Annotated in this window: 16 protein-coding genes and 5 pseudogenes; 17 read left to right on the forward strand and 4 right to left on the reverse strand. The window is 63.2% G+C overall.

Annotation, left to right across the window (positions count from 1 at the left end; all coding sequences use genetic code 11):
* Nucleotides 1-621: 621 nt before the first annotated feature.
* Both IVA78_RS11510 and IVA78_RS11515 read left to right on the forward strand, forming a co-directional pair.
* Nucleotides 622-2223 carry a hypothetical protein gene (locus IVA78_RS11510; RefSeq protein ID WP_247465329.1) on the forward strand — a complete coding sequence of 534 codons (1602 nt, stop codon included), beginning with the start codon at nt 622-624 and terminating at the stop codon, nt 2221-2223.
* 22 nt (nt 2224-2245) lie between these two features.
* Nucleotides 2246-2809: a hypothetical protein gene (locus tag IVA78_RS11515; RefSeq protein WP_247465332.1), complete on the forward strand. Its 564-nt coding sequence runs from the start codon at nt 2246-2248 to the stop codon at nt 2807-2809.
* Between the two features lie 350 nt (nt 2810-3159).
* Here the strand turns inward: IVA78_RS11515 and IVA78_RS11520 are convergent, their stop codons facing one another.
* The gene (locus tag IVA78_RS11520) at nt 3160-4584 is read right to left on the reverse strand and encodes a methyl-accepting chemotaxis protein (RefSeq protein ID WP_247465335.1); all 1425 of its coding nucleotides are present in this window, start codon (nt 4582-4584) and stop codon (nt 3160-3162) included.
* Nucleotides 4585-4689: 105 nt separating this feature from the next.
* A complete protein-coding gene (locus IVA78_RS11525; protein ID WP_247465337.1) occupies nt 4690-6438 on the reverse strand; it encodes a methyl-accepting chemotaxis protein in 1749 nt (582 codons plus the stop codon).
* A gap of 220 nt (nt 6439-6658) precedes the next feature.
* Between IVA78_RS11525 and IVA78_RS11530 the strand changes: the two genes are divergently transcribed.
* From IVA78_RS11530 to IVA78_RS34565, 6 genes and pseudogenes are all read left to right on the forward strand, one after another.
* A complete protein-coding gene (locus IVA78_RS11530; protein ID WP_247304647.1) occupies nt 6659-7405 on the forward strand; it encodes a YebC/PmpR family DNA-binding transcriptional regulator in 747 nt (248 codons plus the stop codon).
* Nucleotides 7406-7623: 218 nt separating this feature from the next.
* Complete coding sequence (ruvC, locus tag IVA78_RS11535) at nt 7624-8151, forward strand: crossover junction endodeoxyribonuclease RuvC (RefSeq protein ID WP_247465340.1); 528 nt, start codon at nt 7624-7626, stop codon at nt 8149-8151.
* Nucleotides 8148-8765: a Holliday junction branch migration protein RuvA gene (ruvA, locus tag IVA78_RS11540; protein ID WP_247465343.1), complete on the forward strand. Its 618-nt coding sequence runs from the start codon at nt 8148-8150 to the stop codon at nt 8763-8765. The genes ruvC and ruvA overlap by 4 nt, the downstream gene beginning before the upstream one ends.
* A 20-nt stretch (nt 8766-8785) precedes the next feature.
* Complete coding sequence (ruvB, locus tag IVA78_RS11545; protein WP_247465352.1) at nt 8786-9817, forward strand: Holliday junction branch migration DNA helicase RuvB; 1032 nt, start codon at nt 8786-8788, stop codon at nt 9815-9817.
* A gap of 149 nt (nt 9818-9966) precedes the next feature.
* The gene (locus IVA78_RS11550; RefSeq protein ID WP_247465345.1) at nt 9967-10890 is read left to right on the forward strand and encodes a metallophosphoesterase; all 924 of its coding nucleotides are present in this window, start codon (nt 9967-9969) and stop codon (nt 10888-10890) included.
* A gap of 69 nt (nt 10891-10959) precedes the next feature.
* A pseudogene (locus IVA78_RS34565) lies at nt 10960-11040 on the forward strand (acyl-CoA thioester hydrolase); the annotation flags it as partial.
* On the opposite strand, the gene IVA78_RS11560 reads toward IVA78_RS34565, so the two are convergent.
* On the reverse strand, nt 11022-12725 hold the full coding sequence (locus tag IVA78_RS11560; protein WP_247278108.1) for a recombinase family protein: 1704 nt from the start codon (nt 12723-12725) through the stop codon (nt 11022-11024). The pseudogene IVA78_RS34565 and the gene IVA78_RS11560 overlap by 19 nt on opposite strands.
* Before the next feature lie 1142 nt (nt 12726-13867).
* On the opposite strand from IVA78_RS11560, the gene IVA78_RS11565 reads away from it, so the two are divergent.
* The 9 genes and pseudogenes from IVA78_RS11565 to IVA78_RS11595 all read left to right on the forward strand — a co-directional run bounded on the left by IVA78_RS11565 (nt 13868) and on the right by IVA78_RS11595 (nt 21351).
* Nucleotides 13868-14137, forward strand: coding sequence for a hypothetical protein (locus IVA78_RS11565; RefSeq protein WP_247278109.1), 270 nt, complete (start codon nt 13868-13870; stop codon nt 14135-14137).
* A 182-nt stretch (nt 14138-14319) separates the two neighbouring features.
* Nucleotides 14320-14448: pseudogene (locus IVA78_RS11570) on the forward strand (gfo/Idh/MocA family oxidoreductase); the annotation flags it as partial.
* 271 nt (nt 14449-14719) lie between these two features.
* Entirely contained in the window at nt 14720-15019 is a 300-nt protein-coding gene (locus tag IVA78_RS34285; RefSeq protein WP_253075264.1) for a DUF993 family protein, read from the forward strand.
* Nucleotides 15016-15400 (forward strand): annotated as a pseudogene (locus IVA78_RS34290) (DUF993 family protein). The gene IVA78_RS34285 and the pseudogene IVA78_RS34290 overlap by 4 nt, the downstream one beginning before the upstream one ends.
* Nucleotides 15291-15787, forward strand: a pseudogene (locus IVA78_RS34295) (DUF993 family protein). The pseudogenes IVA78_RS34290 and IVA78_RS34295 overlap by 110 nt, the downstream one beginning before the upstream one ends.
* An 86-nt stretch (nt 15788-15873) precedes the next feature.
* Complete coding sequence (locus IVA78_RS11580; protein WP_247278110.1) at nt 15874-16575, forward strand: TetR/AcrR family transcriptional regulator; 702 nt, start codon at nt 15874-15876, stop codon at nt 16573-16575.
* Between the two features lies 1 nt (nt 16576).
* Nucleotides 16577-17770 (forward strand): efflux RND transporter periplasmic adaptor subunit, encoded by a 1194-nt coding sequence (locus IVA78_RS11585; protein WP_247278111.1) that lies wholly within the window; start codon nt 16577-16579, stop codon nt 17768-17770.
* A gap of 70 nt (nt 17771-17840) precedes the next feature.
* Nucleotides 17841-20942 carry a MexW/MexI family multidrug efflux RND transporter permease subunit gene (locus IVA78_RS11590; RefSeq protein ID WP_247465348.1) on the forward strand — a complete coding sequence of 1034 codons (3102 nt, stop codon included), beginning with the start codon at nt 17841-17843 and terminating at the stop codon, nt 20940-20942.
* A 109-nt stretch (nt 20943-21051) separates the two neighbouring features.
* The gene (locus IVA78_RS11595) at nt 21052-21351 is read left to right on the forward strand and encodes a hypothetical protein (RefSeq protein WP_247276707.1); all 300 of its coding nucleotides are present in this window, start codon (nt 21052-21054) and stop codon (nt 21349-21351) included.
* 247 nt (nt 21352-21598) lie between these two features.
* On the opposite strand, the pseudogene IVA78_RS11600 reads toward IVA78_RS11595, so the two are convergent.
* Nucleotides 21599-22026, reverse strand: a pseudogene (locus IVA78_RS11600) (ABC transporter permease); the annotation flags it as partial.
* Nucleotides 22027-22042: the final 16 nt, after the last annotated feature.

Here is a 22042-nt window from a genome sequence, read left to right on the forward strand (position 1 = left end):
CGTCGATCTCATCCTACGGCAGCGATCGCAGCGATGCCCCTACTGCAGAAGACGTATCCGTGAAAAACTGCAGCACAAACCAATTCTGCCAAAGTAGTGCTAGGGCGTGTACACTTAAACTTGCGCTCCATTTCGTATGAGCCTGCTCTGCTCGTGATGGCGGCGCGTTGGCGCACCTCACCCTAGGTCCCCCGGTGGGACTTCAAGATCAAGTGACATCGCTACTTTGAGGTTGATCACGAACTCGAAGCTGGTGGGCTGCCAGATTGGCAGATCGCCCGGGAAATGGTTGAGGAGTTTGGCTCAGCCGCAGCGTGACTCCGCAGTGACCAGGCCTCAGCGCGTGGATCGTCGAGGAGCGTCTGCCAATATTCCGGCGGCAGATCGGCGTCCGTGAAATGGCGGCTACGCTTCGCTATCCGCCTTACGATTTCGCTCACGGAGCCTGACAGGCGTGCTTCCCTAATGCAAATTTATCCGCTCCTATTGACTCGCCTCGCGAATGGGCAAATCCTTCCAGCAACGCAATTGCCATCGCCAATTTCAGCACTGCGAACTTCGGCGCCTCGGACTTTATCGGCGCTATCCGACTCAATTTTCTGAATAGAAACGGAGGGGCCGATGCGCGCGCTCGCCTTGAGAACCGTCTCTCTTCTTACCCTCACTATCCTGGGCTCGATCTCTGCCACGCCTGCCGCACGCGCGGAGGACGGGACCGACGAGCAGTTTGGCAAGGTTCACTTCCAGACGTCCTGCAACGAATTGGCGCAGCGCCGCTTTGACCGCGGGATGCGCTATCAGCACTCGTTCTGGTATCGGCCCGCGAAAGAGATTTTCGAGGAGACGTTGCAGGCCGATCCGGAATGCGCGATCGCCTATTGGGGCATTGCCCTCAGCCTGCTGTATAATCCGCATTTTCCCGCGCCGAAAGAAAACCTCACCGAGGGCCTCGCCGCGCTGCAGAAGGCCAAGGCACTCGGCGCCAAGAGCGAACGCGAACGCGACTATATCGATGCGCTGCTGGCCTTCTATTCGGGCGACGAAAAGACAACGTTTGGTCAACGCGCGCAGGCCTATCTCAAGGCAACCGAAGCCGTCGCCGCGCGCTATCCCGATGATGACGAGGCGCAGATCGCCTACGCCATCACGCTGAATGTGACGGCGTCACCAAACGACAAGACCTATGCTAACCAGCTCAAGGGCGCGGCCATCCTGGAGCCGATCTTCAAGCGGCAACCGCGGCATCCCGGCGTCGCGCATTACCTGATCCACCTCTACGACTATCCGGCGATCGCCGAACAAGGTCTCGACGCTGCCAAGCGCTATTCCGAGATCGCGCCGGCGGCGCCGCACGCTTTGCATATGCCGTCGCACATCTTCACACGCGTCGGCTACTGGAACGAATCCATCGAGGCTAACAGCCGTTCCGCCAAGGCTGCCAAGGAGGGCAAGGACCCCAGCGAGCAGCTGCATGCCGACGACTATATGGTCTACGCCCTGCTCCAGCTTGCGCAGGACAGCCGAGCTCGCGACGTCATCGCGGACATGGTTGCGACCACGGGCTATGCGCCGGCCGTCCGCGCCGGTCCCTACGCGATAGCGGCCAGCCAGGCGCGCTATATGGTCGAGCGCGGCGATTGGCAGGGCGCCGCCGCGCTGAAGGTTGAGCCGAGCCGGTTTGGCTATGTCGATGCGATCACCTATTTCGCCCGCGCCCTTGGCGCCGCGCGCTCCGGCAATGCAGACGCAGCAACGGCGGACATCGCCAAGCTGGCGGAGCTGCGGGACAAGCTGCAGCAGGACAAGGATGCGTATTGGGCCGAGATCGTCGACATTCAGCGGCAGGTCGCCACAGCCTGGCAGCTCAATGCCCAGGGAAAACAGGCAGACGCGTTGGAGGCGATGCGCCTTGCCGCCGACGCCGAAGACAAGACCGAAAAATCCATCGTGACGCCGGGACCGCTTGCCCCGGCACGCGAGCTTTACGGGACCATGCTGCTCGAGCGCGGCATGGCGACGGAGGCATTGGCCGCATTCGAAAGCACCATGCGCAAGGAGCCGAACCGCTTTGGTGCGACGATCGGCGCCGCTCACGCCGCCGAGAAAGCGGGCGACGCCGTGAAGGCGCGCCAGTACTACGGGAAAGTCGTGGACATGGCGCGCGATGGCGACACATCGCGGGAGGACCTCGCGGCTGCACGAAAGTTCTTGGCTCAGAATTAGCAAAAGTGCCGTGGCAGCTTCCATGCGCCTGACAAGCAAATTCATGGCGATCGGCGCAGCCGCCGCACTGCTCTGCGCAGTCGCTGCGCTCTGGACATTGCGATCCGGCGAACCGGCACGTGCTACAGCGGCACTCGGCGAGGTCCGCCCGGTGTGGTCAGAAACCGACTGGCCTTTCGGCGCAGATCCCTGGGGGAAAGGAAAGGCATTCCGCTGCAAGGCCGAGGATTGCGGCGGCGAGGTCCAGCTCTACGTTCGCGCCAAGCTCGGGTTTTGCAATTGCGCCACCGGCGTCGCCGACGATAACGACCTCGAAAAAATGGGCGACCTGGCGCTGATTGGCAAGGCAACGCCGATCGGTGCCGGTCGAGAGATCATCGTCGGTCCGATGCGCGGCCGCAGCCGGCCCTATCGCGTCGAGGGAAATCGCAACGCGCTCTCACTCGCCTTCAATCAGCGGTGCGACATGGTGGCCGCCACGGCTTTGGTTGGATCGGGCGCGCCCGCGTCACTGGAACCGGCGGTGCTGGCGTTCCTCAATAGCGACCGCATGTTGAAATGGGCCGAGATCGCGCTCGGCTTGTAACTCAGAGCAATTCGGCTTCCGCCTGACTGCAGGATCTTCTCCGCTTGCCCTGCGCAACGTTAGCATTAAGGTCATGTGCGAGCGTGTCAGGGCTCTCCGCGCGAGACGAATGGGGTCGCAGCCGGCTACGCGGCCCGCTCCCACGAGGCAGCAAAAGCGCAAATGCGCGATTTCGGAATAATAGCATTATGCCCCTGTTTTGCCCGACGCGTCAACGGCGTCGCGGCTTCTTCGGGCCTGCCCGCGTAAGCCTTTGATTTCGCTGGCCCCGGCTACTGTGCATGGGGTTGTTTTTCAGTTTTTGTTTTGAGGGCACCGGAATGCCGTCGCGCGAGGCGCCTTGCGGGCCGTCAGCTCTGGCGAAAACCCATCCGGAAGGCGCCCCAGTGCCTGCCGCGGACCATGATCGGCGAGGATAGATCCTTCATCAGCACGAACTGCCCGCCACCCATGTCGCGGCGGTAGGTCTGGAGCAGGAACGGTTTTGTGTTGGCCGCAACCTTCTTCACCGCGCGATCGGTGAACAGGCGGCGGTTGCGGCAATTGGCGTTATTCCAGACCGGGTCCTTGCCCTGCGGCAGACGGTAGTTCGGATTGTGGGTCGGCAGATAACCGCCCTTGGCCCATGCGACGCAGAACACGATGCGGGGATCGGATTTCTGAATCGGATCCTGGATCGCGGGCAGGACGCGGTCGGTGAACTCGACGTAATTGGTGAGGAATTGTTTCGGATCGGTGCCGGGAATTTCGCGGTACTTCTCGTCCATGAGCTGGTCGAGCGTGATATCGCCGCGATCGATCGCGGCTTCGAACTCGGCGGAGATTCGCTTGGCGGTTTCGATGACCACGCGGATCAGCGGCGCGTCCGACGTCGCCACGCCGCTGTCGGCGATCAGCGCGATCAGGCCTTCCGAGGTGTCGAGCAGTTTTGCGATCCGTTGGTCGGCGCTCCTGAGATCGCGGGAGGACAGATCGACGCCCTTGGCAAGCTCGTTGAGCTCGCCGATCACGGTGTCGCAATGCCCGAGGTTGGAGGTCGCAGCTCGCGTGACGCTGCCGATCTCCGCCTCCACTGAGGCGAAACCCTGCTGGACGCGCGAGATGATGCTGGAGATCTGCTGGGCGCTTTCGCCGGCAGTCTTGGCACGCTGCGAAGCGTCGCTGCTCTCGCCGATCAGGCCTTCGATCTGGCCGTCGAGATCGCGCACGGTGTCGGATATCTGATGCGCGGCCTGACGAGTGGCCTCGGCGAGGTTCTTCACCTCGCTCGCGACCACGGCGAAGCCGCGACCGGCATTGCCGGCGCGTGCCGCTTCGATGGTTGCGTTCAGCGCGAGCAGATTGGTCTGCTTGGCGATCGCCTCGATCGAGCCGGAGACCTTTGCCACCTGGGCCAGCGCCGAGCCGACGGCGCTCAATCGCGCCTCGATCCGCTCCACCGCGGCGACGAGCTCGGAGATGTGGCTGACGGCGGTATCGACTGCGCTGCGCGACTGCGCGATCTCGTCGGCCGCGGCGGACGACGTCGTTTGCACCGCCTGAGATGCGTTGGCGATGTCGTGGTTGGCCGAGACCATCGTCTCGGCCGTCTTCTGGAGGTGGTGAAACCGTTCCGACTGATTGGCGACGCGGCTTGCGACTTCCTGGACATTGCCGGCGATGTCGGCGAGTTCCACGCCGAGGCCGCCGATGCGATCGGCGAGCTGGTCGATCAGCCGTTCGGCCAGCGTCCGGTTGGAGCCGGTGTCCATGACTGCAAGTTGTACGGCGGACATGTGCGATGAGTCCTCAAGGAGAGCCGTTCGCCGGCTCACGGCGGCATTCCCATTCCAGCTTCAGCTAAAGGATGATTCGCGCCTGCCGTCTTGCCTGAGCGTGCACTACGATTTGTAGGCCGTCCTGAATCCGCCCCAGTGCCGGCCCTGCACCCGGATGGGGACGTCGATCTCCCGCATCATCACGGTGTTCCCGTTGCCCATGTCGCGCGCATAGCTCTGGACCAAGTACGAGCGCAGGTTGCGCGCGGCGGCGAGCCCCGCCGGATCGTTGAATATCCGCCGGTTGCGGCTGTTGGCCGTGTTCCAGGCCACCTCGCCCGGCCGCTGCGGATGCGAATAGATCTTGTTGTGCACCGGCAGGAAGCCGTTGCGATCGACCATGGCGCAGAACGCCATGCGCTGGTCCTTTGCCAGGAATGCCTCCTGGAACGGCGGTAGCGCGCGGTCGGCCCAGTCCAGATACTTTGTGCGATATTGCTGCGGATCGGTGCCTGCAATTTCCACATAGTCGGTGTCGAAGAGGTCGTCGATCTTGACCTCGCCGCGCGCGACCGCCTGCTCGAATACCTTCGTCAGCTCGTTGCCGGCTTCCATGGCGCGGGTGACGAACTCCGTGTTCTCCTCATGGATCGACCACAGCCTGTCCTCGATCTTCTCGCGGAGCTCGGCATTGGGGCCGACGAAATGCGCGCGGGCGCCGGCTTTGGATTGCTCGACCACGCGCAGGCGGCAGGCGCCGACGTTCTCGAGGGTGCCTTCGACCAGCGCTTGCGGCGCAAGCCGGCCTGCGTCCGCGCCGCCGATCAGCACGCCGTCCATCGCGATCTCGTAGACTGGCATCACACCGCGCGCGGTTTCGAACTTGAGATGGCAGGGCAAGCGCTCGGTCTTGCGGCGGTCATCGTGCTCGCTCTGGCGGAGCAGCACGGCGCAACGCGACTTCAGCTTTTGCGCGAAGGTGGTGACGGCGCGGCCGGCGCTGGCGACGTTCTCGCCATGAGTCTCGGCCGCTTTGGTGGCTGCATCGATCTCGGCCGCGCTCTCGCCGACCGAGACGATGAAGTCCGAGGCGCTGGCAGCGTTGCCGGAGACTTCGCTGGTGGTGGCGTTCTGCTCGGCGACGGCGCCGTTGACGGTCTCGAACACCGGGCGGATCGCCTCGATCGCCTGCGAGATGCGGTGCACGGCATCCGCAGAGCCGGCGGCGTCGCGCTGGAGCGCATCGATCTTTTTGGTGATCTCTTCGGTCGCGCCCTGGGTCTGCACTGCGAGCGCCTTCACTTCCGTCGCGACGACTGCAAAGCCTTTGCCGGCCGCGCCGGCGCGCGCGGCCTCGATGGTCGAGTTGAGCGCGAGCAACGTCGTCTGCCGTGCGATCTGCGCGATCAGATTGACGACATTGCCGATGGCGGCAGAGGACTCGCGCAGGCGATCGACATTGGCGCGGGCTTCCTGCGCGGCGGCGCTGGCCTCGTCGGCGAGCTTGCCTGCCTCGCGAACCTGCGCCCCGATTCCCAGCGCGGACTGCGTGAACTTGTCGGCGGCATGGGCGAACGTCGAGGCAGTCGATTGCGCCGCGTTGGTGCGGCCGGTCAGGGCGTCGGTGCGGTCGCGAATGGCGGCAAGGGTTGCGGCGGTCGCCTCGGCGCCGCCGGCCACCGAATTGGCGGCGCGCTCGAGCTGCCGGATCATCGCGCCGAGCTCGAGTTCCAGCAGCTCCAGGATCTCGCGGGCCGAATCGCCATCGGCGGTCCCGGCGGGCTCGGAATGAGCCACCGGCTGCGCAGCCTGCGGGGCTGCCGCAGGCGCAGCCATGTCCGGCAGACGCTTCCGAAATAGTCCGAACGCCATCGGGTCTCTCTGGTCGGGGACGGTCGGACGCTATTTTCGCAGGCTGAAATGAAGTCAGGGTTAACGATGCCTGAGACCTAGGCAGAGGCCATTACGGCGGCTACCTTTACAGTGCTACCTTAGAGCAGCAGATCCCTTTGATTCCGGTGGGTTGGCGGCCTATAAGGCCGCGCCTCCCACCCATCGGCGAACGATCCAAAGACCCTTCAAGAGACCACGCATGGCCGGACATTCCCAATTCAAGAACATCATGCACCGCAAGGGGCGGCAGGATGCCCAGAAGTCGAAGCTGTTCGGCAAGCTGGCGCGGGAAATTACCGTCGCGGCCAAGCTGGGTACACCCGACCCCGCCATGAACCCGCGCCTGCGCGCCGCCGTGATCGCCGCGCGCCAGGAGAACATGCCGAAGGACAATATCGAGCGCGCCATCAAGAAGGCGCTCGGCAGCGAGGGCGAGAATTATGACGAGATCCGCTACGAGGGCTACGGCCCCGGCGGCGTCGCCGTCATCGTCGAGGCGCTGACCGACAACCGCAACCGCGCCGCGTCCGACATCCGCTCCTTCTTCACCAAGTCCGGCGGCAATCTCGGCGAAACCGGCTCGGTCTCCTTCATGTTCGACCGCACCGGCGTCATCGAATACGATCGCAGCGTCGCCTCTGACGATGCCGTGCTGGACGCCGCGATCGAGGCCGGCGCCGACGACGTGATCTCCGGCGAGGGCGGACACGAGATCTACGCCTCGACCGAAGGCTATCGCGACGTCGCCAAGGCGCTGGAAGCCAAGTTCGGTGAGCCGCGCAAGGCCGCGCTGATCTGGAAGCCGCAGAACACGGTGTCGGTCGACGACGAGACCGGCGAGAAGCTGCTCAAATTGATGGACATGCTGAATGAGCACGACGACGTCCAGAACGTCTACGCCAATTTCGAGGTGTCGGACGCGCTGATGGCGAAGATGGGCGGCTAGCGTCTCAACCCTGTCGTCGCCCGGCTTGACCGGGCGACCCAGCATTCCAGAGACGTTCGAAGAATACCGATAAGCCGCGGCATACTGGATACCCGCCTTCGCGGGTATGACACCGGAATGTGTGCTGAGCGGCGGTGCGCCCCGCGGTATCCCACTTCCCCTGTTACTTCCGTTCTGTTTCTGTTTCGCTTCGGGCGGCCAGCCGCTATCACTGGCCCATGACTGCGCTCCCGATTCGCGGCCCCGTTCGCATCATCGGCATCGACCCCGGCCTGCGCCGCACCGGCTGGGGCGTGATCGAGGCTGAGGGCAACCGTCTGATCTACGTCGCCTGCGGCTCGGTGGAACCGCCGGACGACTTGCCGTTGGCGAGCCGGCTGCTTGCGATCCATGAGGGGCTCGCGGCCGTTCTGTCCGATCACCAGCCGATGGAAGCCGCGGTCGAGCAGACCTTCGTCAATAAGGACGGCGTTGCGACACTGAAGCTCGGCCAGGCCCGCGGCGTTGCCATGCTGGCGCCCGCGATGTTCGGCATCGTTGTCGCCGAATATGCGCCGAACCAGGTCAAGAAGACGGTGGTCGGCGCCGGTCACGCCGACAAGCAACAGATCGCGATGATGCTCAAGATTTTGCTGCCCAAGGCCGAGCCGCCGTCGGCGGATGCCGCCGACGCGCTCGCCATCGCCATCACCCACGCTCATCACCGCCAGAGCACCGCGTTCAGGCTGAAGGTCGTGGGGATATGATCGGCAAGCTCAAGGGCCTGATCGATTCCTACGGTGAGGATTTCGTCATCCTCGACGTCGGCGGCGTTGGCTATCAGGTGCATTGCTCGTCACGCACGTTGCAGCATCTGCCGTCGCCGAGCGAAGCGGCCGTGCTGTCGATCGAGACTTATGTCCGCGAGGACCAGATCAAACTGTTCGGCTTTCGCACTGACCAGGAGCGTGAATGGTTTCGCCTGCTCCAGACCGTGCAGGGCGTCGGCGCCAAGGTCGCGCTCGCCGTGCTCGGCACCTTGTCGCCGGCTGACCTCGCCAATGCCATTGCGCTGCGCGACAAGGGGGCGGTGGCGCGCACGCCCGGCGTCGGCCCCAAGGTCGCCGAGCGCATCGTCACCGAACTGAAGGACAAGACGCCGGCCTTTGCCAATGTCGATCCGGCCGTGGTGCATCTCGCCGGCGCCGTCGACGACCAGCGCGCGCCGCGGCCCGTGGCGGATGCGATCTCCGCACTGGTCAATCTCGGCTACGGCCAACCGCAAGCCGCCGCGGCGATTGCGTCGGCTTCGCGTAGTGCGGGCGAGAATGCCGAGACCGCGCAGCTCATCCGCCTCGGCCTGAAGGAGCTCGCGAAGTGAGCGATCCCAAGGCCAATCGCATGGTCTCGCCCGAGCGCCGCAGCGATGATGTCGGCGACACCGCGCTGCGCCCGCAATCGCTCTCCGATTTCGTCGGCCAGCAGCAGGCGCGCAAGAACCTCTCGATCTTCATCGAGGCGGCGCGCAAGCGCGGCGAGGCGCTGGATCACGTGCTGTTCGTGGGTCCGCCGGGCCTCGGCAAGACCACGCTGGCGCAGATCGTGGCGAAGGAACTCGGCGTCGGCTTCCGCGCCACATCAGGGCCGGTGATCGCCAAGGCCGGCGATCTCGCCGCTCTCCTCACCAACCTCGAAGAGCGCGACGTGCTCTTCATCGACGAGATCCATCGCCTCAGTCCGGCGGTGGAAGAGGTGCTCTATCCCGCGATGGAGGACTTTCAGCTCGACCTCATCATCGGCGAGGGCCCGGCGGCGCGCTCGGTGAAGATCGAGCTGTCGAAATTCACCCTCGTCGGCGCCACCACGCGCGCTGGCCTGCTGACCAATCCGCTGCGCGACCGCTTCGGCATTCCGGTGCGGCTCAATTTCTACACCATTGAAGAACTGGAAAGCATCGTCAGCCGCGGCGCGCGCGTGCTCAATGTCGGCATGACCGGCGATGGCGCCAACGAGATCGCGCGTCGCGCCCGCGGCACACCGCGCATCGCGGGCCGTCTGCTCCGCCGGGTCCGCGATTTCGCCTCGGCGGCCGATGCCGACAAGATCGACCGCAAGATCGCCGACCACGCACTCAGCGCGCTCGAGGTCGATGCCGCAGGCCTCGATGCCATGGACCGCCGCTACCTCACGACCATCGCGCAGAACTATGGCGGCGGCCCGGTCGGCGTCGAGACCATGGCCGCCGCTTTGTCCGAGCCGCGCGATGCGATCGAGGACATCATCGAGCCCTATCTGATCCAGTGCGGCTATCTCCAGCGCACCCCGCGCGGCCGCCTGCTCACCTCGCACGCCTTCCGTCATCTCGGTCTCGCCGAGCCCTCGCGCGATGCGGCCCAGTTCGGCCTGTTCGGCTCGGACGAGAGCGACGACTGATTTGCGCAAGTGCAGAGTGCTCCGGTTATCATGAATTTCCGGTAATCTTGTGCAGGTCCCTGCACGGAGATGCAGACGGTCTGCACGAGCGCACCCCAATTCCGCTCCAATCGGGTCGCATCGAGAACCAGCATCACCATCGAGCGTCCATGATCACTCGCCGTCATTTCATCCGTTCCATCGGCGCCCTGTCCGCCCTCGGCGCCTCGACCGCGGCCTACGGTGTCGGCGTCGAGCCGATGCTGCGGCTTCGCGTTACCCGCTATCATCCGGCGCCGCGGCAATGGCCGGCGGATCTTCCGCTGAAGATCGCTGTCATCGCCGACATCCATGCCTGCGATCCCTGGATGCCGCTGGAGCGGATCGAGGCCATCGTCGACCGCACCAACGCGCTGAATGCCGACCTCATCGTGCTGCTCGGCGACTATGTCGCCGGCCTGCACCAGGTCACCCGCATCATCCCGTCGAGCGAATGGGCCAGAGTGCTGGGCGGCCTCAGGGCGCCGCTCGGCGTTCACGCCGTCATGGGCAACCACGATTATTGGGACGACAAGACCGTGCAACGGGCCGGGAATGGCCCAACCATCGCGCATCGGGCACTGGAAGCGGCCGGTATACCCGTCTACGAGAACGATGTCGTGCGTCTCACCAAGGACGGCCGCCCGTTCTGGCTTGCGGGTCTCGGCGATCAGCTCGCCTTCCTGCCGGCGCGACGCTTCCGCAGCATGGTGCACTTCGGTGCCGACGATCTCAACGCCACGCTCGCCAAGGTCACGGATGACGCGCCGATCATCCTGCTCGCGCATGAGCCCAACATCGCGCCGCGCGTCCCGGCGCGCGTCGCGCTGCAACTGTCCGGCCATACCCATGGCGGTCAGGTGCGGCTGCTTGGCTGGTCGCCGGCAGTCCCGCCGCAGCATGGCATCCGGCTCGCCTATGGCCATGTCCGCCTGAAATGCGACGTCATCATCTCCGGCGGCCTCGGTTGCAGCATCATGCCGCTCCGCGTCGGCGTGCCGCCTGAGATCGTCGAGGTGACGCTGGGTGCGACGAGGCGGCCGGTTGTATCCTAGCTCGGCTTGCGCGGCCGGCAGTTTTTGCGCAAAACGGGCAGGTTATCGACAAGCCAAGAGGCTCGCGACGTGACAGCTCATCTCGACGGCGAGATCCGCGACGGCCGCCACCACATGCAGGTCCGCGTCTATTACGAGGACACGGATTTCCCTGACTTGCCATTGTCGTAGTAGGCAAACGTGCTGATTTCTCGCTCCTTGCTACGGTTTTCAGGGAAAAGCTTCTTGCCGTAAAGCGCGGAGCTGTTCAGGTAGGGGGTATATTCGTAGGGCATCCGCTTGGGAACCGGATGCACTACTATGCATTCAATCAAGTTGCGGAACGCGACGCGAGTTTCGATCGCCTTCGGATTCGTCTTGAGCGCGGTGACCAGCCTTCTAACCTCCGAACGGTATCCGTCACTGAATTTCGAGTGATCGAAGCCGATGACATTTTCGCCGCCACCGCCCAGCAGCCGCAAGCGCTCTTCAACGCTTTCCCGCTCCACGTCGCACTCATCGATCCGCTTGAGCAACTCGTCCGGCTTCCGACGGCTATTTGCGATGGCATATGACAGGCGTTCGATCTCGGTAGTCAACACGCGGCGTCGACGCTCTAGCTTAGCGTGTTCGCTGCCCTTGTTCCGATCGTTTTTGCGCTCCTCCTTCCAGGCACACATCGCCTCTTCAATGGCTTTCGGCGAAAGCAATTTCAGTTGGATTTTGTCGGAGGCATCCTCGAGCAGAACGTCCATGTCGAAGCTGCGGGTGTGCTCGCAGGTGCCCCGCTGATGCGCGCTCGCGCATGCCGCGCGCGGTGCACCGTTACGCGAGGATTGAGCGATTCGCATGTGGCCATTGCAGACGCCGCACCGGAGCACACCGGCAAGCGGGTGCTCATTGTTGCGCGGGATCACGGCGCGACGCCGCGGCTTGCCAGTCGGTCCGAACATAGATACGGCGCGCGCGCTACGAACCTCCTGCGCTCGATTCCAGAGCACTTGCGGAACGATCCGTAGCTCCGGCTTTTTGACTATGATGTGGCGCTCTTCTGGATTGCGGCGCTTCTGTTTCTTCTGGGTCTCCGGGTTGAGAATTGTCGAGCGAACGTTCCAATGTATCTCGCCGATATATAGATCGTTGCCGATAATGCCGCGACCATGCCGACCGCCTGTGATGCACTGATGATTCCAGGTGGTACGACCAGCCTTGTTCTTGTGACGAGTTGCACCGGGTGAGGGCACGCCTTCGCGGGTGAGATCAGCGGCGATAGTTCGGGTCGAGCGGCCCGCTGCATATTCGGTGAAGATGCGGAGCACAATCTTTGCTTCGTTCTCATCGATCACGCGTTCGCCCGGCGCGCCCGGCCTCGGTCGATAACCATAGGCGTATGAGCCAGGAATTCTTCCGTTGGCAACAGCGTTGTCATGGCCGCGCCGAACCTTTTCGGCGAGCTGCGGCTTGTAAATCGTGTTGTAGAGACTTGCAATGCTGATGTCAGTGGCGGTCGCATAGACCCCTTTCTGATCCATCAGCTCGACGCCATTGAACTCGAAAACCTGCTTGAGACGCTGGATGGTTGCGGGATCACGCGACAAGCGGTCGAAATGTTCAACCACGACCACGTCAAAGTCCTGGTTTCGCACCCCGTTGAGCAAACGTTGATAGCCGTCCCTCGCACCTTCGGTAAGACCAGATTTTGCGGCATCCACAAACTCGCCGATGACATCGAGGTTGTTGCGCAATGCGACCTTCCGGCAGAGCAATAGCTGACCGTCAATCGAGGTCGCCTTTTGCATGTCGCTGGAATAACGGGCGTATAGTACGGCCGTTTTCTTCGATGACGCTGTCGTCATGCCGGTCCTCTATCGGCTGCCCCGAACCGTGATGTTCATCCCATGCGAGCTGACGTCCGATAGCACGCGCCAACTCAAACCAGATTTCGTCATTGTCCGGATTATCCCAGCTCTGACGATGGGAGGGGGCAAGCGGTCGAATGGTCGCTCGTTGTCTTCGGAGAGATCGGATGCGGGCACGCATTTGCAAACTCGCAAGCAGAAGCTAGCGTAAATTTCTGCGCCGCGCTACAGCCAAGCCGCAGCGATTACTCGCAACGCTTCGCTCATGCTGACCTCGGCAGCGTCGAATGAAAATGAATTTCTTGAAGTGCCGCGGCGCGCGTGAGGGCATTCCTGGCGATGAGGCGCGTAGTCGAGAGCAGATGTGCTAAGCAAAGCGGAGTAAAAATACTTACGGGTGACGGCGGCGTAAGTCTGTTGCTGGGCCGGTGCATAGCGGACCCGTTCTCGGTTCACGCGGCTTCTCGTGCAGATGTGTAGTGGCTGCCGCGGAGCGCCGGCTCGTCCATCAATAAAATTTGGCCGCTGGCGGCGAATTGTAGCGCACAGCCCAGACGCGGTGGTCCGCCCCCAAGGAGCCGTCGCTGATTGGGTCTTTCTTATTCCGCTGGTTCGATCACCCCCCTTGCGTTGAGCCTCCCAGAGCAAGCATTCGCGTCTGCGTGAGCTCCGTAATCGCGCGTCGAAAAGCACTGTCCGAGAAACGCATAGTTCTGATAGAGTGCTCCCGCTCCGATATCCAAGGAGTTCAAAATTGAACTCGCTGCCCAGGTCCGTCCGGCGTCTGGATCCTCATGGATTTCCTCCATGTCGGCTGGCGAGACACCGTCGGATGATGCCCCGTGGCGCCTCACCAGCGCTGGCGAGATACGCGAACCGCTGGCCTGTGGTGGGAGGTGCACGCCGCCGAGTCTGCCGTCTCGGCTAAGATCGGGTTGGGCAGATACGGTTCGCCGTTTTCCACGAGGAATCAGCCAGCCCGCAACGGGAACCTCGCTCCGTCCAGGCGTTAGCATAGCCGCCCCGGTGCGTCGGAGTGGTGTAAATTATGTTTCTTCCTATTTTAATGAATGTTGTCGGGCTTATGCGTCCATGTTTTGCGGGAACGGAGACCGCGATGCCAAAGCATCAGACCTCGCTTGAAAAGATCGATCGGCGAGCGCGTGGCGGTGACGGTTGCGGCCGGCGACGTGCGCATCCGCCACGGCATGCGCGAGGTTGCGGTCCATAAGCAATCGGAAGGTCGCCGGCTGCGGATCATCGATTCCGCCCACCTCGACGGGGTTGCCGGTCGCACTGGCGCCTTCTGCCGACCGGCAATCGCGACACCGACAGTGCCGGCGCCTTCACTGCCCTCGTTGTTGCGTCCTCTTGCCGAATACGAAGCAGCGATCGGAGGGAGCTTCTGATGGCGCGTACAAAGAAAGCTACCGAAGCGCCAATCGATCGGCTCGAGGCCATGCTGGTGTTGCAGCTCTCCGGCATCCGCGACCAGCTCGACAACCTGCTCGAGGAGGCGGCGCGCGCGAACCTGTCGGCGCGTGAGACGCTGATCCTGCTGTGCGAGCGTGACATCGCGCGCAAGGATCATCACGTCTACGAGGATGAGCCCTACAAGTTCACGCTGCTCGAAGGCGTCAAACGTGTGCAGCTCGCCGAATCCGCACTCAAGAGCTGGAAGGAGCGGCGCTGGATCGACGTCGCCCCGATCAAGGCCTGAGGTCTATTGCACAAGTGTCGATGTCTGTTGAGCCGTCATTGCGAGCGAAGCGAAGCAATCCAGAATGCCTCCGCGGAGACAGTCTGGATTGCTTGGTCGCGGAGTTTAGGTCCGGCCGGCCGAAGGCCGGACCGGGTGGCTCCTCGCAATGACGGGGAGAGGTCCGAAATCATGAACAGGCCCGTCCAGCCGGTGTCCTCATTGTCGCTCAAGCTGCCGAAAGCCGATCGTTCGATCGAGAATTCCCCGCAAAGCTCGAAGGTCCGCTCAACTGCATCGCGTTCTCGGCCGTGCACATTGTCGCCGATGCCTTTGCGACAACGATCCCTGGCTCTCGGTCGCGGTCGATTGGGACAAGACCATCGCGTTCCGCGAGCACGTCTGGGATCTCGGGCTTGGTGTCGCCGAGGCCATGGACAGCGCGCAGCGCGGCATGGGCCTGGACTGGCCGACCTCGCTGGAGCTGATCACGCGCTCGGTGTCTGCCGCGAAGCGGCGCAATGCGCTGGTGTTTTCGGGCGCCGGCACCGATCGTCTTGCCTGGAGGATGCCAAGACCATCGACGACGTGATCCGCGCCTATGAGGAGCAGATCTCCGCGGTCGAGAAGGTCGGCGGCCGCATCATTCTGATGGCATCGCGCGCTCGCAAAAACTCGGCCGGACGCCGACGACTACGCCAAGGTATATGACCGCGTGCTGCCGCAGGTTCGAGAGCGCGTGATCATCCACTGGCTCGGCGGCATGTTCGATCCCGCATTGACGGGATACTGGGGCACACAAGATCTCGACGAGGCGATGGACACCGCCGTTGCCATCATCAACGGCAACGCCGCCAAGGTCGATGGTGTCAAGGTCTCGCTGCTTGACAAGCAGCGCGAGATCGACATGCGACGGCGCCTCGACAAGCGCATCAAGATGTACACCGGCGACGACCTCAATATGCGGAGCTGATCGCCGGGATGAGCGGGGTTTCTCGCACGCGCTGCTCGGCATCTTCGACGCTATTGCGCCGGCGGCGTCCTACGCGCTGTCGCGATTGGCCGCCGGCGACGAGGTCGGCACGACGTGCTCGGGCCGACGGTGCCGCTGTCGCGCCACATCTTCAAGGCGCCGACGCGCTTCTACAAGACCGGCGTCGTATTCATGGCCTATCTCAAGGGCCACCAGGACCATTTCACCACGGTCGGGGGCCAGGAGAGCGCGCGCTCAGGTTTGCCAATGTTCAGGTTTGCCAATGTTCAGATTGACAGCGCTAGCCTTGAGCGGATTTTGCCCAGCCGGGACGGGACTTACATCATCAACCGGATTCGCGGCGATCTCGGCTTCCGGCCGATTTAGAACCCCAGGATACCTTTTGATAGTCTCAAAGGTTGCGTCGCACCAATTAGCTTGACTTTAGCGCGGGTGAGTGCTTGCTCACTCACATGAGCTCATTGCGTATGACGAGCGACCTGAGGCGTCAATTGATCCTCCGTGCCGCGAAATGCTGTTTTGCCCGGCATGGCTATACCGGCACCACGACCAAGAGCGTGGCGGCCGCCGCTGCTATTTCCGAGGCGCTGCTGTTCAAGCATTTCCCCTCCAAGGCGGCGCTGTATGCCGAGATCCTCAGCGATGAGTGCGAGGCGGAACCAGCATTGATGGAGCTGCTCGAGCGGGAGCCGTCGACGGCTGCCCTGGTCGAGCTGATCCGCGGCATGGTCCGGCACTTCCTTCAGATCGCCGACGGTCCCGACCAGGAGGAGGCGCAGCGCCTGCGACTGATGGCCACGAGCCATTTGGATGGTGGCGAATTCGCCCGTTTGCTGTATGCCAAGATCGAAACGCTGATCGGGCCGGTGTTCGTTGCCGCGCTCGAGCGTGCCGTTGCCGCCGGGGACGCGCGGCCGTGGACCGGCCATCCGCTCAATCTTTTCTGGTTCGCGCATCATTCGCTGATGACGGCGGCACTGACCAGGCTGCCGGCCACGCCCTGTCTCGCTTACGGCAAGGCGAACGACCTCGAGCGGCAGCTCTGTGAGTTTCTCCTGAGAGGTATCGGACTTAACGACGCCGCAATTGCTGCGCATCTGGGCCACAATCAGGCCGCGAATGCCGGCAAGACGGCGATTGCAGAAAGTGCATGACATGAACATCGTGACCGAACACAAGATTTCGGGCGAACCGATCGACAACAAGGCTCCCAAGCGACCGGTTCGGCCGGTGCTGTGGTTCATCATCGTCGGCACGCTGCTCAGCGTGCTCGTCGGTGGCCTGGTCTGGTTCAACTATTTCCGCGGCCAGATGATCAAGCAGTTCTTCGCCAACAACAAGCCGCCGCCGACCGCGGTGAGTGCGGCTGAGGCGAAGTCCGAAGTGGTGCCGAACCTGTTGACCGCGGTCGGCGGCCTCGCCGCCGTGCACCAGGTCGACGTCAGTGCCGACGTCAACGGCCGCGTCACCGAGATCAAGTTCGAGCCCGGTACGCGTGTCGAAGCCGGCACGCCGCTGGCGCAGCTGTTCGACGCGGCCGAGCAGGGCGATCTGGCGAGCTTCAAGGCGCAGGCCACCGTCGCGCAGTTGTCACTCGACCGTGCCAAGCAGCTGGCCTCGCGCCAGTTCGGCCCGCAGGCGACCGTCGATCAGGCTCAGGCCGCCTACGACCAGGCGCAGGCCGGCATCGCCAAGACCGAGGCGCTGATTTCGCAGAAGCTGGTCCGCGCGCCGTTCTCCGGCGATCTTGGCATACGCAAGGTCGAGGTTGGACAATATCTGACGGCCGGCACGGCGATCGTATCTCTGACCGATCTGTCGCAGCTGTGGGCGAACTTCACGGTGACGGAAAAGGACTCGGGCAACCTCAAGGTCGGCCAATCGGTTCGGCTCAAGGTCGACGCCTATCCGGGCCGCACCTTCGACGCCAAGATCACCACGATCGAGCCGCAGATCTCGGCCGACACCCGCAACATCCGCGTGCAGGCGACCGTCTCCAATCCGGAGAAAATCCTCAAGCCGGGCATGTTCGTGACCACCACCGTGGTGCTGCCGGACAAGCCGGCGGTGATCACCGTGCCGGAGACGGCAGTCGACTACACGCTGTACGGCGACTCCGTGTTCGTGATCACCGAGAAGAAGGAAGAGGACGGCAAGACCAGCCTCTCCGCGGTGCGCACCTTCGTGCAGACCGGCAGCCGGGTCGAGGGTCGCGTTGAAATCCTCAAAGGCGTAAAGCCGGGCGACAAGGTCGTCGCCGTCGGCCAGCTCAAGCTGCAATCGGGCGCGGCGGTGTCGATTTCGACCGACCCCGCTCCGCAGATACCCGCGCAGCCACCGCGCTACTGATTCCCCACACTCAAGTGATCCGGCCTGGCCGGGTCACTTTTCTTGAGACATAGAAATCGAGATCGCCGCGATGGCCTTTACCGACATTTTCATCAAGCGACCGGTCCTGTCGGTCGTCGTCAGCCTGCTGATCCTGCTGATAGGCCTGCGCGCGGCGATGGTGCTGCCGATCCGGCAGTATCCGAAGCTGTCGAACACCGTCATCAACATCACGACCGTGTATCCCGGCGCATCCGCGGACCTGATCCAGGGCTTCATCACGACGCCGATTGAACAGGCGGTCGCTTCCGCCGAGGGTGTCGACTACATCACCTCGTCCTCGGTGCTCGGCACCTCGACGATCCAAGTCTACATCAAGCTGAACTTCGATCCGAACCAGGCGCTCACCGAGGTGCTGGCCAAGACGAACTCGGTCAAGTACCTGATCCCGAAGGAATCCAACGACCCGATCGTCACCAAGTCCACGGGCCAGACCACGGCCGTGATGTATCTCGGCTTCTCGTCCGAGGAGCTGTCGGGCTCGGCGATCTCCGACTATCTGACGCGCGTGGTGCAGCCGGTGCTGTCGACCGTTGACGGCGTGGCCTCCGCCGACATTTTGGGCGGCCAGACCTTTGCCATGCGGCTGTGGCTCGATCCGATGAAGATGGCCGGCCGCAACGTGTCCCCGGCCGACGTCTCGGCCGCGATCGCCTCCAACAACTTCCAGTCCGCGGCGGGCCAGACCAAGGGCTACCTCATCGTCTCGAACGTCTCGACCAATACGGGCCTGACCGACGTCAACCAGTTCAAGAAGATGATCGTCAAGGCCAAGGACGGCGGTTTCGTGCGGATGGAGGACATCGCCACCGTCGAACTTGCGGCCCAAAGCACGGACGCGAGCGTCGCCTTCAATGGCGAACACGCTATCTTCATTGGCGTGCAGGCGACCCCACAGGGCAACCCGCTGACGCTGGTCAAGGGCGTGCGCGCGCTGTTCCCCGAGCTCGAACGTAATTTGCCGCCGTCGATGAAGATGAAGGTCGCATACGATTCAACCAAGTTCATCCAATCCTCGATCGACGAGGTCGAGAAGACGCTGGGCGAAGCCGTGATCATCGTGATCGTGGTGATCTTCCTATTCCTCGCCTCGTTCCGTTCGGTCATCATTCCCGTCGTCACCATCCCGCTGTCGATGATCGGCGTCTGCACCTTGATGCTGGCCTTGGGCTTCAGCTTCAACCTCTTGACCCTGCTCGCGATGGTGCTGGCGATCGGCCTCGTGGTCGATGACGCCATCGTTGTGGTAGAGAACATCCACCGCCATCTGGAAGAGGGCAAGACACCGGTGCAGGCGTCGCTGCAAGGCGCGCGCGAAATCGTCGGTCCCGTCATCTCGATGACGATCACGCTCGCCGCCGTGTACGCGCCGATCGGCTTCCTCGGCGGTCTCACCGGTTCGCTGTTTCGCGAATTCGCCTTCACGCTGGCGGGCTCGGTGATCGTGTCGGGCGTGGTCGCGCTGACGCTGTCGCCGATGATGTGCTCGGTGCTGCTCAAGAACACCGAAGAAGGCCGGTTCTCCAAGCTTGTGAACCGGGTGTTCGGCGCCATCACGCGGTGGTACGGGCGCAAGCTGGACCGCTCGTTGGATTACAAGGCGATCACCGGCCTGTTCGCGGTGACGATCCTCGGGTTGGTCGGCTTCCTCTACATGCACACCTCGAAGGAACTGGCGCCTGAGGAAGATCAGGGCATCGTGTTCGCGGTGACCAAGGCGCCGAAATACGCCAACATCGACTACATCGATTTCTACGGTGAGAAGCTCGACAAGGAATTCCAGAAATTCCCCGAGACCGATCTGCGCTTCGTGCTCAACGGCATCAACGGGCCGCAGGGCGGCATCGCCGGCATGCTGCTCAAGCCGTGGGAGGAGCGCAAGCGCTCGTCGATCCAGTTGAAGCCGCTGGTGCAGGCCGAGCTCTCCAAGATCGAGGGCGTGCAGGCCCTCGCATTCAACCTGCCGCCGCTCCCGGGCGGGCCGGGCGGTCTGCCGATCCAGATGGTGATCAACTCCACCGCCGGATTCCAGACAGTCTATGAGCAGATGGAGAAGCTGAAGGACGCCGCACGCAAGAGCGGCATGTTCATCGTCTCCGACAGCGATCTTGCCTACAACCAGCCGACGGTGACGGTGAAGATCGACCGCACCAAGGCGCAGGACCTCGGTATCAACATGCAGAACGTCGGCAGCGCGCTTGCGGTGCTGCTCGGCGGCAACTACGTCAACCGCTTCAACCTCGAGGGCCGCTCCTACCAGGTGATCCCGCAGGTGCCGCGCGGCAAGCGTCTGTCGCCGGAATCGCTCGGCGGCTACTATGTGACGACCAACACCGGCCAGCAGCTCCCGCTGTCCACGGTGGTGTCGATCGATACCAGGACCGACCCGAACTCGCTGACCCACTACAACCAGCTCAATTCGGCGACCTTCTCGGCCGTGCCGATGCCCGGCGTGACCGTTGGTGCGGCAGTCGATTTCCTCGAAGGCGAGGCCAAGAAGCTGCCGCAAGGCTTCAGCCACGATTATCTGGCGGACAGCAGGCAGTATGTTCAGGAAGGTAACCAGCTCGCGGTCACCTTCGGTTTCGCGTTGATCATCATCTTCCTGGTGCTGGCAGCGCAGTTCGAGAGTCTTCGCGATCCTCTGGTGATCATGATCTCGGTGCCGATGGCGATCGTCGGCGCGCTGATCCCGCTGTTCTTTGGCGCGGCGACCATGAACATCTACACTCAGGTCGGCCTGCTGACGCTGGTCGGGCTGATCACCAAGCACGGCATCCTGATGGTGGAGTTCGCCAACGAGCTCCAGATGAATGAACGGCTCGACCGCCGCTCGGCCATCGAAATGTCCGCGCGTATCCGCCTGCGGCCGATCCTGATGACCACGGCCGCGATGGTGACGGGCCTGATCCCGCTCCTGACTGCGACCGGCGCGGGCGCGGCCAGCCGCTTCTCGATCGGCCTCGTGGTCGTCGCCGGCATGTCGATCGGCACGCTGTTCACGCTGTTCGTGCTGCCCGCGGTCTACGTCGTGCTGGCGACCGACCACCGCGCCGCGGCTGATTCCGAGCGGAACAAGCAGGTCAACGATCTCGATCTCGATCTTGGCTCCAAGGCGCTGCGGCCGACCTGAGGCGGGTTCAATCGAAGCCGAAAAGCGGCAATGGCAATCGCTGTTGCCGCTTTTTTGTTATGCCGTGCTAGTCTCCCGCCGGGTGTCGTTGTGCCCCGGCACGGACATCATGATGAGGCGCCGCGAATTCCTGGGCGGGCTCGGTTCTGTCACGCTGCTGCGGCCGTTTGCGGCAGCAGCGCAGGCGGGCAAGGTCTATCGGCTCGCGACAGTGACGCCGAACGCCCCGGCCACCGAAACCAGCCCGGCGGGCCAGATCCTGATCAAGGTGTTGGGCCAGCGCGGTTTCGTCCTCGGTCAAAACCTGACCTTCGAGCCGCGCGGGGCGATGGGCGATGTCGCAAAGCTTCCCGGGCTGGTTGCCGAACTGAAGACGCACCACGCTGATGTGATCGTGATCATCGGCTAGCCGACCGCAATGGCTGCCAAAGCGACGGGCATTCCCACCGTGACCGGTCGCTTCCGTCCTTGAACGGGGAAGCGTGGTTGGGCGTACATTGCTCGATGGCAAGACGGTCCACGTCCCGGATGTGCAGGCCGACCCCGAATTTGCGCCCTCGTCCGCGCCGAAGGCGCTCTAACCTACGTACGATGCTTGGGGTGCCTCTGCTCCGAGAGGGGCTTACCGATTGGGGTGTTCGTCCTGCCGATCAGGAAGTCGGCAGTGAGATACCGATCAGCGAAACCGCCTGGAATAATTTGGCCAGCACGGTGCCGCGCTTGAGCGCCGAATAGACGCCCATCAGGATGCCGAGCACCATTGCAAAGACGGTCGCGCAGATCGCAAGCTCCAGCGTCGCAGGCATACGCTCCATCAATAGCGTCGAGACCGGCTGGCGGAACTGATAGGACACGCCGAACTTGAATTGCGCGGCATTGCCGAAATACCGCATGAACTGCACCGGCACGGGATCATCGAGGCCGAGCGACTTGCGCACGGCTTCGCGTTCGGCCGCCGACGTATCGATCGAGACGATCTGGTTGACGGGTCGCCGGCGAAGCGGAACATCGAGAAGGCGATGATGCCGACGGCGAACATGACGCCGATGGCCTGAACGGCGCGGCGAAGAGTGAAAGCGAGCATGCCTTCCACTGTCCTT

It is taken from the genome of Bradyrhizobium sp. 137 (genome assembly GCF_023074095.1).
GTDB lineage: Bacteria > Pseudomonadota > Alphaproteobacteria > Rhizobiales > Xanthobacteraceae > Bradyrhizobium.

Excerpts from the sequence above, each read along its gene's own strand:
- IVA78_RS11550 (WP_247465345.1), top strand. The coding sequence starts at position 9,967 with ATGATCACTCGCCGTCATTTCATCCGTTCCATCGGCGCCCTGTCCGCC.
- IVA78_RS11515 (WP_247465332.1), top strand. The coding sequence starts at position 2,246 with ATGCGCCTGACAAGCAAATTCATGGCGATCGGCGCAGCCGCCGCACTG.
- IVA78_RS11580 (WP_247278110.1), top strand. The coding sequence starts at position 15,874 with ATGAGCTCATTGCGTATGACGAGCGACCTGAGGCGTCAATTGATCCTC.
- ruvB (WP_247465352.1), top strand. The coding sequence starts at position 8,786 with ATGGTCTCGCCCGAGCGCCGCAGCGATGATGTCGGCGACACCGCGCTG.
- IVA78_RS11520 (WP_247465335.1), bottom strand. The coding sequence starts at position 4,584 with ATGTCCGCCGTACAACTTGCAGTCATGGACACCGGCTCCAACCGGACG.
- ruvC (WP_247465340.1), top strand. The coding sequence starts at position 7,624 with ATGACTGCGCTCCCGATTCGCGGCCCCGTTCGCATCATCGGCATCGAC.
- IVA78_RS11530 (WP_247304647.1), top strand. The coding sequence starts at position 6,659 with ATGGCCGGACATTCCCAATTCAAGAACATCATGCACCGCAAGGGGCGG.
- IVA78_RS11510 (WP_247465329.1), top strand. The coding sequence starts at position 622 with ATGCGCGCGCTCGCCTTGAGAACCGTCTCTCTTCTTACCCTCACTATC.
- IVA78_RS11590 (WP_247465348.1), top strand. The coding sequence starts at position 17,841 with ATGGCCTTTACCGACATTTTCATCAAGCGACCGGTCCTGTCGGTCGTC.
- ruvA (WP_247465343.1), top strand. The coding sequence starts at position 8,148 with ATGATCGGCAAGCTCAAGGGCCTGATCGATTCCTACGGTGAGGATTTC.
- IVA78_RS11595 (WP_247276707.1), top strand. The coding sequence starts at position 21,052 with ATGATGAGGCGCCGCGAATTCCTGGGCGGGCTCGGTTCTGTCACGCTG.
- IVA78_RS11585 (WP_247278111.1), top strand. The coding sequence starts at position 16,577 with ATGAACATCGTGACCGAACACAAGATTTCGGGCGAACCGATCGACAAC.
- IVA78_RS11560 (WP_247278108.1), bottom strand. The coding sequence starts at position 12,725 with ATGACGACAGCGTCATCGAAGAAAACGGCCGTACTATACGCCCGTTAT.
- IVA78_RS11525 (WP_247465337.1), bottom strand. The coding sequence starts at position 6,438 with ATGGCGTTCGGACTATTTCGGAAGCGTCTGCCGGACATGGCTGCGCCT.